The organism is Vreelandella andesensis (genome assembly GCF_003989795.1).
Classification (GTDB): domain Bacteria; phylum Pseudomonadota; class Gammaproteobacteria; order Pseudomonadales; family Halomonadaceae; genus Vreelandella; species Vreelandella andesensis.
In genome coordinates, this window is record NZ_RZHG01000009.1 from 4951 (window position 1) to 17690 (window position 12740).

Genomic DNA, 12740 nt, shown 5'->3' on the forward strand with positions numbered 1-12740 from the left:
AGACCATCAAGCGAGGCAGCGTGAAGGTTTCTCCCTTCTGTGAGGGTGGTATCTCGTGCTGGTATTTAGCGTGGTGCTCGTTGATGCTTTGCTGAAGCTGCGGCTTAAGCGATTCAGGGGCATAGCTGATCAACGTGTTGGTTTCTTCGGGTTTGAGGAAGCCCTTTACTTCCACGTGGCTCTTGCCGCTCTCATCAAAAGTCACTTGTACTTTCGATGGCACCGCCGTGTTCATCTTGCTGGCTTCTTCCTGGCTGGCCTGAATGGCGACTTTCATCGTCGGGGTGGGCCTAGGCTGCCGCCCAAACACCCCATTATCAAGGCCGAGCTGTTCGGCTTCGATATTGTCCTCTGCCTCACTCTCCTCAAAGCCCATATCAATGAGTTTATCGCGCAGGTTGTGGGCGGCATCCATAAAGCGTTTTGAAACCAGCTTGGCGTAGGATTTATTCAGCGCTTTTTCTTTACGTTTCTGGGCGTAAGGCATTCGTAGTACGCGGCCAAGGAGCTGCTCAGCATCGGTAGAACTACGAATATTGGCCACCGAGCAAAAAACATAAGCGAAAGAGCAGTCCCAGCCTTCCTTGAGCGCTTCGATTGTGATGACGTACTCGATAGGGCAATCAGGCTTGAATAGGTTGATGCCGTCTAATTCGCGTTGCGCGCCAGTGGCCACTGCAATTTTATTTGGATCAATATTTTCATTGTCGATCAGGTGCTGCTTCAGCACCTCCACGGTGACCTCTTCGCCTTTTTTTTGTGCCTGAAAGAGCACGATAGGGCGAATATAAGCTTCTCGGTCGCGTTCAGCGTGCTCTTGTAGCTCGGCGCGCTTCAAAATGGCCGAGTTAACCGCCCCTTGCCATGTCTCAGCTTCGCCCAACACCACAGGCATCTTGATCATCTCTTCATCTTTCAGCTCCTGAGCAGTTACGGAGTGAAGCAGATTATTAAATCCCTTGGGCGTGGCGGTAAATTCGATGAGTGCTATCGGGTTGATACGCTCATAAACTTCTTGGCTGAGCTTGGAGCCTGCCTTATGGGCTTCATCCATGATCACCAATGGCTGGTACAGGTGCATCAGGTTAGCAAAGCTGAATTTAATATTGCCCTTCTCGGTGCGCTCTAGCTCCGGTGTTTGAGGAGAAACTGCTGAAAAGTGTGGTTCCATCTCTTCGTTATGCGCATACACTTTGCGCCCATCGGTATTGCTTACGCGCAGCGTTTGTACCGTACCCACAACCACGCAGAGATTGGAGCGAAGGTCGTGAGGCTTGATATGGGTGAAATCGCCGATATCAAAAATGCGCACGCGCCCACCAAAAGCCTCATCCAGGGCTTTTCGGTAGGGGTGGCGAGGGTTCTTAAGAGCCTCAGCCGTTTGAATACGAATGGTGTTGGTGGGTACTAGCCAGAGCACCAAGGGGAAGTCTTTTTCTACCCAAGCATCTTTGGCCACCGCAATTGAGTGAGCGGCGAGAATCGTCTTTCCGCCGCCGGTGGGTAGGCGTAGGCAAACATAAGGTGTGTCTGGCAGCGTTTTGACTGGTGTGTACTTAGTCTGATAACCACGTAGTCGTGCGGCTACCTCGGGCTTTTCGGTAATTTTTTTGTATGCCTCTTGTGGGCCAATTACCCTCGCCTCTTCCAGGTAGGTTTTTAACGTATCGAGCGAGGCGTGTTGGTAATCCTTTAACTTCATGTGCGCGCCTTAACATCGTAAGGGGTTTGCTTGAACTCGATCTGCTCAGCGTTAAGCGTTGCCTCTGACAGCATGGTGCGCTCGCCGTAAATGGTCATAGGCCCTTCAAAGTGTGAAGCGCGAATCACGGCTAGCGTCTTGCGAGTGAGCACGTTCCCGTTGGAAGCTGCTTTATCACCTAAAATACCGTTATACAGAAGGGCATACCCATGGCCATTATGGCTGCCAAGAAACGGCGTTTGATCATTCGGCTTCGCCCACGAGGTACTCGTCTCGGTAAACCAGATATGAGCGGCCAATACTGGGAATTTAATATCGGGCTGAATTTGGCCGTCTTCTGTAAACACGGGGGGGCCAAGCCGATAGAAGCGGAAACCTCCTCCTCCCTGCCAGCTTTGCTCCTCAGAAATACCACCTTGCTCGCCATCAATAACTTTTTTGAGCCTGGGGACGCATTGCGTGACGGCGTGCTCGCCCATTTCGATACCAATATATCGACGGCCCATTTTGTGGGCAACAGCGGTAGTAGTGGCTGAGCCAAGGAAGCTATCAAGAATGAGATCGCCAGGGTTTGATGCTATCTGTAGTACACGCTGTATCAGCCGTTCTGGTTTTGGAGTGTCAGCAGTATTGCTGCCACCAAATATTCTTATGCTCTCTTTTTTTGACTCGTCTGTATGACCGGCATCATCGTGTGGCCACCATGTCCAGGGCACGACTCCAGAAACTTCCGACAGATAGCGGATTACACTCGGTGCTGCATCTCCATTTTTACCCCAGTATATTTGATTGTTAGCCAGTTTTTTTTTGAATTCACTTTCAACCATTGACCAACAGCGCCCCTCTGGTGGGTAATGAACTTTCCCATTAGGTGCGACTATTTTGTACATCTGGTTTGGCCGATAGCCTTGCGCAGTCATTGGAAGCCCACGCCACCTCTTCGTAGGATCAGTTTCACGTGCGTTTTCAGGATTTCTATAAACTTTAGACTGCCTTTCATCTAAGGGTATTCTGTTGGCTCTAGCTCTAAACAGTGTTTCGTTTTTTACGTAAACAAGTATGTGCTCATGTGCATCACCCAAAACACCCCGATTTTCACGCGAGTAGCGCTTTTGCCACACTACATTCGCGAGAAAACACTTTCGTCCAAAAACTTCATCCATGATGACTTTGAGGTAATGGCTTTCTCGGTCATCAATGCTTATCCAGATAGAACCATCTTCAGCTAACAGCTCCTGAAGTAACTCCAACCGGGGCCACATCATAGCCAGCCATTTGGAATGCTCTAGGTTGTCATCGTAGTGTTCAAAGGCAGAGCCGGTGTTGTAGGGCGGATCGATATAGATGCACTTAATCTGCCCAGCGTAATAGGGCAGCAGTGCCTTGAGGGCGTCGAGGTTATCGCCCTGGATGAGCATGTTTCCTGAATTTTTGTCACCGTAGCTAAACTCGGGCGCTTCTTCCATCAAGCGATAGGGCACCTTTTCAGCGGCGCGCACGTCTTCATCTCGGGTCAGCCATCGCAGTATGGGCATATGCTCGTATGTTCCTTAGCAACGTATTGTCTTCTTGAAGTTGCCCATTATTCTTGGACAAAATCATTCACCAACGGCTAGATCAGCGATGCTGAGCCTCGCTTTTGCCTTTGCTGAGGTAATAACTCAACCATCGATTCCAAGGCTTCCTTGAAGGCATCAGGTAGAACAGATGCCAGGCCGGAATGTGTCTTTACAATAATGAACTAAAACACATTAACAATTATGTATTAATTCACAAAAGTACAAATGTACATTAGTGCTTTTTTATTTCTCTAATTTGATACGTACTCATCGACCCATTCTCGTATCAAGGTCGTGACGTTCGTATCGTTCTCCAGCGCTTTTTTCTTTAGCGCCTTATAAGTCGATGTTGGTATCTGAGCACCAATACGCTTTAGTGGCTCATGAGGAACTGCGTTGCCACTGCCATCTGATTTTGCGCCTGAAATGATTTTATCCATATCAGCGGGTCTACTCTCGATATCAGCAGCGCTACGCTTCCGGTTTTTTAGCAAATCGCTATATTCACCCTTACTCATTCAACCTTCCTCAATGCTTCCAATATTTCATTGAATACAGCCCGGGCATCGTCTCCCGCCTTATGATCTCCCGCATACTCAAGTACGGAGCAGCCTGACTCTTCAGCATCATCCCAACTGTTCAGATTTCGTGTTGTATGGATAAGTGGATTCAAACCGAGTTCTTGAAGCAGCTTCTTGGCGTTCTGAATTCGATAGCCCTGATTGGGTAACGTGGGCGTCTGAGTTACCACACTGCGCACCATCAATCCCGGGTTACCTGCCTGCATGGTTTCACATAGCTCGGCCATCGAAGGTGCGACCTTCAAATCGCGACGCTTAGGCCGGAAGGGGATCAGTACGATATCGGCGACGGAAAGCGTTGAACGCATGGCTTTAGAGTCGGTGCCTGCGGTATCAACAACAATAACGCTATAGCGCTCTTGTAAGCCCAAAAGGTCTTTGGTGATATTGCCACTGAGCTGAACACAAGGAAGGGGGGCAAGGCCTGTTTCAGATCGCTCCGAGGCCCAATCAGCTGTTGTTCGCTGTGGGTCAGCATCTACCAGTAATACGTCAACATCTTGCTCTGTCAGTAGATACGTCGCGAAAGATTGGGCAAGCGAACTCTTACCAGTTCCTCCTTTTTCACAACATAGCCCGATAATCAATGTAAGCTCCTTGGATCTCTGGGTAGTACTAACGTACAAAAGTCACTATGCACTTTATTACATGTGTACATTATTGCATGAATCTTTTTTGTTTTTGTACTTATGAGTTTTTGTACATAAACACATTTGTAGCTTTGCTTATACGACGAGAAACTCCAAAAGTTTGCCCCCGTCCAAAGAACTTAAAACATTGCCCAAAGATACAGAGGATCTGGCACAGCCATTTTGTCCGCTCATTATTAATCTCCAGCTGGAATTTTCCGGCTCTAACCTGAAGAACGCTTGGATCGAAGACGTCTAGCAACCTGCTCATAGGTCTCCCCAGGGCGTGCTGAGTTATCCAGCAGGTATTTAGGATAGCCAAACATGAAAGGCTCGCCATTGGGCCGGTTACCTTCTTGGGAATGCTCAGTGGAAAGCGCCGCATCTTTTTTTGGACAGAATTTGAGCTGTATATGGGTGACCTTCCGACCAGTTTTACGTTGGCCTAAGCTAACACTGAGGTCACTATGCTCGTTGACGTCCTCTACGGCTGGGCTAAGAACGCGTCTCTTTAAATCACGGATAGAAGGGTATTTATCTTCTATTTGAAGGATATGACGGAGCCAACCAATTTCTACCTCGCGTTCACCACGGCTTCGCCACTGCACCAAAAGCTCATATAAGCGGACACCGTAACTACTAGTCATGCCGGAGACATTCTGAAGACGATACTGACTAAATTCCGCAGTCAGCTGATTTAGATAAGGAATAATGTCTTTGGCAAAACGAATCTCGACAGCTCCCTCATCTTCCCGATAGATAATGCTCTGTACCCATCGAGTAAGCAAAATGCGAGGTCTAGCTCCTTTCCCATTAGGGTACTCAGTGATCCGTATTGTCTGCTCCCAGAGGCGCGCTGAGGCTTGCTTTAACGCTCGGTACTCGTGATTAGCCTTAAACCCACCCATATCTGCCAGTGCGTTTGCAGTAACAATGTAGCGAACTTCATCCGTAATAGACTCATCCCTTCGTACCTGAGCAATGGCGGCTAGGATTAATTTACTTTCCGCTACCGTCAAGCTGTGAGCAGCTTCAATAAGGGCATTTGATTTGACGATCAGCTCTGCGCTAGAGGCACCATTTTTGGACATAGAAAACTGCTCGTTAATTAATGTGACATAACTATAGGACATGACCACTATTGATGTCACACTTCACTGCCATTCTGTCCCTTTTATGGCAGCCATTTTGTCCGCTTTTAACAGCCATTTTGTCCGCTTTTAACAGCCATTTTGTCCCTTTATTAACTCATTACCCTTTATATTTCAATAACTTGAAAAGACTAAAAGGTTAAAAGGGAAAAGGACATAAAAGGAAAACCCTGCATTTTGCTTGATCAAAGCCCTACCTCAAGCAACCACAAATCTATCCCCTTTTGAGATTCTCAATGAAATCAAAGACGGCATAGATTGGCTGCACCTCAAGGGCACAGCCAAAGTGATTGCTGGTAACCGGGTTTAAGAAGCGAGAAATAGCACAGAAACAAAAAACCCCCTGTCTGACAGAATAGGGTGGGGATGCGAGCTGAAACGCTTCCTATAGGCCTTAGAGGCCGTTCTAGCGGCAGGGGCGTGATCAGTTTACCGCGCTCACTGCGTGGCATAACCCCACCTCAAAACACTCACGATATGACGGACAATCCTGAAAATCGGCCTTTTTAAGTACAAAAAAACCACTCACCGTGGGATCAGTCAGAGCCAAGTAGTGAAATCATCATAGTCTGGAAGTAGGGTACCAACACGCCACTGAGTTGCCATCTGTCGCGCCTCAGCCTCAGCGTAATTTCGCGTAACACCTTAGCCGCCAAAATACTTGTTTCCTAAGTTGTTTTGAGCACCTGCATCTCCCTGCGCAGCAGCAAGCCTGTACCAATAAGCAGTCTCAGTATAGTTTTGTATGACACCTTGACCACGAGCATACATTACCCTCAAGTTGTACTGGGCATTTGCATATCCGTGCTCAGCGGAAAGGCAATACCAGGTAGCAGCTTCGGTATAACTTTGGATAACGCTTTCGCCACGAGCATACATTATCCCAAGGTTGTACTGAGTAACTGTATCTCCCTGTTCAGCTAAAGGTCGCCAGTTTTCTAAAACCGTTGCATAATCACCACTACTGGCAGCCTCTAAACCTACTTCAAAAGATTGCCCAAAAGCTGGAAAAGCTAAAAGTGCGGTGATCCATGTAACTAGGTTGGCTTTACTCAATTTTTTCATTATTTCAACTTACTCTAAAAAAGTAATATTGAATTGTAAAAATTATACTAATAGAAATTATCTAAAAAATTAAGATGCGGATAAAAATGGAAAGTTTAAAAAATATATTATTAAAAATTTACATTAGCTTAACTTCTTTCAACCGTTATACATCTGAAGAATATGGGCATAAAGCGTATAACAACAAAAATTATGAACTTGCAGCCGATATGTTATTTATTCCTGCAGAAAATGGTGATATTCAATCTCAGATAACTCTTGGAATCATGTATGAAAATGGTCAAGGTGTACCACAGAACCATGCGGAAGCTGCAAAATGGTATAAAAAAGCTGCTGTTCAAGGTAGCTCAAATGGACAGTTTTACCTCAGCCTTTTATATAAATCTGGCTTAGGAGTTCCCTTTAGTCCGACAATGGCTTACGTTTTAGAAAGCTTATCAGCAGCACAAGGACATAAAATTGCCTGTAAAAACAGGAATTTAAGTTTAGAAAAATTGGAGCGTAATCAAGTTTCGGAGGGACAGAAAATAACATTAAGCTGGCACGTTGGTGAAGATTTTCCAACTTGTAGTGATTTTAATCATTTTGAAGAGTGACTATACCCCAGCCGATAAGGTTTTGACGGCCTGAACCTCTTTTTTTAAGCGAGGGGCAGGCCGTTTTTCGTAGCGGTAAATCTTCATTATTTTAATTAATACAGCGTCGTTCGTTGGTTATGCCCGCTGTTAAGGGAATTTTGCATTTGTGGACTGACTATGACGTCCTTGATAAGGCGAATAATCTTGAATTTTTGGCGTTTTAGGCCATTTTATAGCCAATTATTTCCGCGTCTATAATTGACGAATGACCCACTAGGGGCCATTCAAATGCCTCCTGGCTCGCCGATACACCTCCTACGTTACCTTTTGGCTCTCTAGGGCCTCCATACGGGCAGCTAACGCTTTGGCCTGCATTTCCCGCTTTGGTTTTACTTTGCGGTGCTAGAGAAATTCCTGGCCTGGTCAAAGAAAAGAAGATCAGATCATCCTAATCGATATTAGAAACTAAAGATTAAGGAAGTAGTTTGAATACAAGGAATAAAGAAGGGTGGCGTAGATTGTGGGTGGCAGCCAACATGATATGGGTTATTGGCGGAATCATAGTTGGTATCGTCTTTATCACAGTTAAGGTCTATCCGGAATTCATACGGTACGGATACGATACGGAGGTCACTCTCATTCTTTTGGCCGTACTGGCCTGGATAGTTCTTCCGCCAGTCGGGCTAAGAATCGCTTTTCACATCGGCCAATGGATTTACGAAGGATTCAGGGGTGGTCGTCCCGTTATGAGTGCTGAGCTTTCATCTCAAAGTTCAGCTGCTCAGATTGAAGGGGCCGGGAAGGCCGAGGATTGTGAAGCTGCTGGCCTCGATCAGACGCAGGATGACGATGTCATCAAAAGATCATTTAGCGATATTATGGGGAATAAATCTTTCCAATACTGCCTGATTGAGCTTTACAAACAAAAGCGGAAGTATGTCCACCGTTTGCCGCTATTATTCGTTCTTCTTGAAGTAGCCACTTTATTTTCATTTACAACTTTGAGCTATCGATATGAGCCTGGAGATAGCGAGCTGCTAAGGAATTTGTTTTTTTTGGGGATGCTAGTCCCGCCGCTTGCTCTAATCGTGTATGTATGTTTGGTATACATTTACCTAGGTTACTCAGTATTTAAGGGGAGACTATCAAAGTTTACTTTAATTATGGCTCTCTTATTGCCAGCTATTGGAGTCTTCGTCGCAGCGGCCGCCACGTTATCTGAAATGGCAGGAAGATTTGAGTTTGGATTATTTGTACTAGCGTCAGAGCAGGATGTCCTTTTCAATATTTTGTCTGAGGGTGCTGGCAGGGTCGGCCTACCTTTTGTGGTTATTCACTTGGCGCTCTTTTCGCTCTTTGAGAAGAAAAGGAATCCAGAGTCCATGGCGAATGTGTTGTTAGGATGGTCGTTAGCGGGCTTGGTCATAACTTTTTCAACTATATTATTGACGTAAAGGATTGGCAATCTCACCTCGTGCGAGTTTAGGTCTTAGTATTCTATGGAATCTTTTTTTAAGAAAGCCCTCACAATTATTGGCATTATTGTTTCTATCAATGTCATCTTCTTTTTCGTCATGCTGTCCAGTTCCGACAAAATTTTAATGGATGAAGACGACCGATCTTTGACCGCAGTTGCGGTAAGAGAAAAACAGCAAGCGGACTATGTAGCTGATATGCGGGGACGTCTTCAGGAGAATATCGATGGCATGCGCTCAACTCTCCCAAGGATGGCAAATGCAGATGAGACAATTCGCCTTGATAATGTTGTGCTCGGGGAAGGGCTTACGATACGCAGCTCTTACACATTCCTCAACCAGACTTCTCAGGACATTCAGGCACTGGGGGGTAGAGAAGAGGTACTAGAAAACATTATAAGCAATCAACATACTATCAAGTGCAATAACCCAGATATTCGTCAAACACTTGAACTTGGTAAACTACGCTACGTTGATACTTATCACTCAAATGATGGCAGTCAAATCGGTGAAGTGGTGACTGCTGAGCAAGACTGTGTTGATGCTGGCTTGTAGCAAAAGCTTATACTCCCTACCAATACAGCTATGATGGCCTGGATCATCTGCTTTTGGGCAAGAACTAGGCCGTTTTTCGTATCAGTAACTCTAGGGTATCCAAAACAGCACAGATGATAAGGCGCGTAATCCTGAAGAACCTGACTGTCAGGCATACAAAAGCCCACTTACAGTGGGCTCTTTGATCGTTCGTCAGGTGGCTTAAGGCCAGGTGGTGAAGTCATCGTAGTATGGGAGCGGAGTACCAACACGCCATTCAGTTGCCATACGTTGAGCTTCAGCTATTTGCTCGCGCGACAATAGCTCTAATTTAATGTCGCGGTTTGTCTTAGCATTTTCTATTCCTTGGGCTGCCGCTAAAATTTCTAGCATGTGACTCATAACAGGGTTACTGGTAACGCCTTCACCATCCCAATACAAAACCGATAAATTGAACTGAGCACTGGCATACCCTTGTTCAGCGGCAAGGCGATACCAAGAAGCTGCCTTACTGTCATCTTGAGGAACGCCATGGCTGTTGCCATAAATGGTCCCCAAGTTGTACTGAGCCTTAGCATACCCTTGTTCAGCGGCAAGGCGTAACCAAGAGATGGCCTCACTGTAATTTTGAGGAACGCCCTTGCCATCCCGATACATGCTCCCCAGATTGTACTGAGATAAGTCATGTCCTTGTTCAGCAGCACGACGATACCAAGAGACGGCCTCACTGTAATTTTGCGGGATGCCTTGACCGTTCTCATACATAATCCCCAAATTGTATTGAGCTAAGTCGTATCCTTGTTCAGCGGCAAGGCGGTACCAAGAGACGGCCTCACTGTAATTTTGCGGAACCCCTTGGCCATAATTGTACATGTTTCCAAGATTGAGTTGAGCTGAGGCATATTCTTGTTCAGCAGCGCGGCGGTACCATTCAGCGGCTTCGCTGTAATTTTGGGGAACCCCTTGGCCACGACTGTACATGATTCCGATATCTAGTTGAGCTGAGGCATATCCTTGCTCAGCGGCAAGGCGGAACCAAGAGACGGCCTCACTGTAATTTTGCGGAACACCCCATCCACCCTGATACATCATCCCCAAATTGTGTTGAGCTAAGACATATCCTTGTTCAGCAGCATGGCGATACCATTCAGCGGCTTCGCTGTAATCTTGCGGAACGCCCCTGCCGTTGTCATACATATTTCCCAGACTATTCTGGGCTAAAGAACTTCCCTGTTCAGCGGCAAGGTGGAACCAAGAGACGGCCTCATTGTCATTTTGCGGGACGCCTTGGCCATCTTTATACATTTTTCCCAGAATGTACTGAGCTAAAGCGCTTCCCTGCTCAGCAGCACGGCGGAACCATTTAGCGGCTTCGCTGTAATCTTGGGCAACTCCTTGGCCATCTTTATATATTTTTCCCAAATAGTACTGAGCTGAGGTATTTCCCTGCTCAGCAGCACGGCGGAACCATTCAGAGGCTGCGTTGTAATTTTGGGGAACCCCTTGGCCTTCGCTGTACATGTACCCCAAGTTGAATTGAGCTTTGGCATCTCCCAGCTCTGCTAAAGGTTTCCAGTTTTTTAAAGCAGTTGCATAGTCACCGCTATTGGCAGCCTCCCAGCCTGCTTCAAATGATTGTCCAAACGCCGGAAAAGTTACAAGGGCAGTGAGCCCTGCAATGATTATGGTTTTGCTCAGCTGTTTCATTAATCCAACTCATTTTGCGTATATCTCACTAAGATATAGAGTAGTAAGTATGAAAGTAAGCAACCTAAATAAAACTATGATGGCTACGTCCTCCACCGGATCCAAATCCTGAAATCCCGCCAACAAGGGCTTTTTGCGTTGTTGAGCAAGGAAGATGCCCCCAAGGGTGCCCCCATCAGGCCGAAGTTTTGCCCAATGACGAGGCAAATTGCTGTCCCTCAGTCCAGCCGTATGCCCAGGCATCTCGGGATACGGTGCCCGGTGTATAGCGGTAGTAGTCTTCGTCAGTATCTGGTCTTCCAGCGAGGTGCCATGCCACCGCATCGAGGTAGCCTCGCCGGTAGGTGTCTCTATGGGAATCAGTACTGGGGTGGTGTTTTCCCAGCAACCTAGTCCCTGCTTCGTAGTGTTGTTCTGTTATACCCATGTTCGCTTGTCGCCTTTTTCTAAACTTCCTTTAAACCTGTTTACCGCAAGTGCTGAATGATGGGCGAAGACCATCGCCACAGAGCTTTCCAGCACCGTTTGTTAACGTTCAGATGACGGTGGAGAAGCTACAGCCGCCAGTTCCCTCTCCAGCGTTTCGGCCCTCTCCTTTTCATCAGTGTAGGCTTGCTCGATTTTCTGGATGGTCTGTCGCACTGAATTGAGATCGGTCTGCATGGAAGAAAGCTGTTCTTGGTACTGGGTTTCCTGCGCTTTCACTGTCGCGTTAAGCTGGGCAACCTCTTCTTGGTGACGTGCTACCTCAGTACGTAAGGCCTCTGCTCGTTCATCAGTCCGTGCCTCAGCGGTCGCGATCTTTGTCTCAGCTTCCGCGAGCCGATCACGCAGTGCTTCTAACTTATCATCACGCGCTGTTAACTTCTCGTTGGCTGCCACTTCCCGTTGCTCAGCCGCTTTACGTGCTTCAATAGCATCAGTCAGGCGTTGCTCTAAGCCGGCGATGCGTTCTTCCAACTGTGCTTTCGTGCTATCGAGTTGCTGTTGTGCTTCGCGTTTCCCTGATAACGCGTCTTTCGCTACCGCCTCAGCGGTCTCTACCTGTGTTTGTAGGCGTCGAACATCCGTATCTTTTTGTTCAGCTTCCGTTTCGAGTGTGTTGACCGCCTCCTGGGCTTCGTGAACCGCTGCTTGGGCAGATGCCTGAGATTCGTTAAGGGCCGCCCGTTCGGCGGAAAGGCGTCGCTCGGCTTCTTCCATCGCCGTTCGCCAAGCCGCTGCCTGCAGTTGCTGAAGACGTTCTGTCACTGCCTCAGGGACACGGATTTCGGCTAAGGCATGCTCTTTTTGCTGCTGCTGACGCCAACTCTGCATCGCTTCTGAAATGGTAGTGAACGAACCGCCACCAAGTGCTTTGCGTATTGACGCCAAGGTTGGTTTCTCGCCCTGAGCGGCGATCTGATCAGCGGTCGAGTGAACCTGCTCGTGTGTCAGTGCCATGGTCATTTCTCCTCGTGCATATTTATTGTATGTAGCATAATACAACATACAATAAATTCTGAAGTGTCTCCGATTTCCCCCCCGCATTGGAGCGGGGTGATATGCCGTGTTGTTTAACACCTTGCCCCCGATTGGCGTACTAAACCTCGCACGAGCTGGCGCTCTAAGGCACCGCCAAGCCACAACACTGGGTGACCCTATTGCCAGAATGTGGCCGTCGTTGGCGTTTGGTGGGTTGCTCACCGTCGTTAAGGGTGCTATCACTATCCGGGTTTTGACTAGAAGCCGGACAGTTGGCAAAACAAAGCAAGGAGAA

Annotated in this window: 12 protein-coding genes; 3 read left to right on the top strand and 9 right to left on the bottom strand. The window is 47.3% G+C overall.

The window, feature by feature from the left end; translation table 11 throughout:
- The 6 genes from ELY33_RS04935 to ELY33_RS04960 form a co-directional block, all read right to left on the bottom strand.
- Positions 1-1702: DEAD/DEAH box helicase (locus ELY33_RS04935; RefSeq protein WP_167470038.1), on the bottom strand; the 1702-nt coding region annotated here is incomplete at its 3' end.
- Positions 1699-3168, bottom strand: a complete 1470-nt coding sequence (locus tag ELY33_RS04940) for a site-specific DNA-methyltransferase (RefSeq protein ID WP_244208563.1) — start codon at positions 3166-3168, stop codon at positions 1699-1701. The genes ELY33_RS04940 and ELY33_RS04935, both read right to left, overlap by 4 nt.
- Before the next feature lie 344 nt (positions 3169-3512).
- Positions 3513-3779 carry a hypothetical protein gene (locus ELY33_RS04945; RefSeq protein WP_126944828.1) on the bottom strand — a complete coding sequence of 89 codons (267 nt, stop codon included), beginning with the start codon at positions 3777-3779 and terminating at the stop codon, positions 3513-3515.
- A complete protein-coding gene (locus ELY33_RS04950) occupies positions 3776-4429 on the bottom strand; it encodes a nucleotide-binding protein (protein ID WP_126944831.1) in 654 nt (217 codons plus the stop codon). Before ELY33_RS04950 ends, ELY33_RS04945 begins: the two co-directional genes overlap by 4 nt.
- Before the next feature lie 266 nt (positions 4430-4695).
- The gene (locus ELY33_RS04955; protein ID WP_208644204.1) at positions 4696-5562 is read right to left on the bottom strand and encodes a replication initiation protein; all 867 of its coding nucleotides are present in this window, start codon (positions 5560-5562) and stop codon (positions 4696-4698) included.
- A gap of 705 nt (positions 5563-6267) precedes the next feature.
- Positions 6268-6687 carry a tetratricopeptide repeat protein gene (locus tag ELY33_RS04960; RefSeq protein ID WP_126944834.1) on the bottom strand — a complete coding sequence of 140 codons (420 nt, stop codon included), beginning with the start codon at positions 6685-6687 and terminating at the stop codon, positions 6268-6270.
- Between the two features lie 86 nt (positions 6688-6773).
- Between ELY33_RS04960 and ELY33_RS04965 the strand changes: the two genes are divergently transcribed.
- From ELY33_RS04965 to ELY33_RS04975, 3 genes are all read left to right on the top strand, one after another.
- A complete protein-coding gene (locus ELY33_RS04965; protein WP_167470039.1) occupies positions 6774-7283 on the top strand; it encodes a tetratricopeptide repeat protein in 510 nt (169 codons plus the stop codon).
- Positions 7284-7750: 467 nt separating this feature from the next.
- Complete coding sequence (locus ELY33_RS04970; protein WP_126944840.1) at positions 7751-8719, top strand: hypothetical protein; 969 nt, start codon at positions 7751-7753, stop codon at positions 8717-8719.
- A 45-nt stretch (positions 8720-8764) separates the two neighbouring features.
- Positions 8765-9295 carry a hypothetical protein gene (locus tag ELY33_RS04975; RefSeq protein ID WP_126944843.1) on the top strand — a complete coding sequence of 177 codons (531 nt, stop codon included), beginning with the start codon at positions 8765-8767 and terminating at the stop codon, positions 9293-9295.
- Positions 9296-9496: 201 nt separating this feature from the next.
- On the opposite strand, the gene ELY33_RS04980 is transcribed toward ELY33_RS04975, so the two are convergent.
- The 3 genes from ELY33_RS04980 to ELY33_RS04990 all read right to left on the bottom strand — a co-directional run bounded on the left by ELY33_RS04980 (position 9497) and on the right by ELY33_RS04990 (position 12424).
- A complete protein-coding gene (locus ELY33_RS04980; RefSeq protein WP_126944846.1) occupies positions 9497-10981 on the bottom strand; it encodes an SEL1-like repeat protein in 1485 nt (494 codons plus the stop codon).
- Between the two features lie 175 nt (positions 10982-11156).
- Complete coding sequence (locus ELY33_RS04985; RefSeq protein ID WP_126944849.1) at positions 11157-11408, bottom strand: hypothetical protein; 252 nt, start codon at positions 11406-11408, stop codon at positions 11157-11159.
- A 101-nt stretch (positions 11409-11509) separates the two neighbouring features.
- The gene (locus ELY33_RS04990) at positions 11510-12424 is read right to left on the bottom strand and encodes a DNA-binding protein (protein ID WP_167470040.1); all 915 of its coding nucleotides are present in this window, start codon (positions 12422-12424) and stop codon (positions 11510-11512) included.
- Positions 12425-12740: the final 316 nt, after the last annotated feature.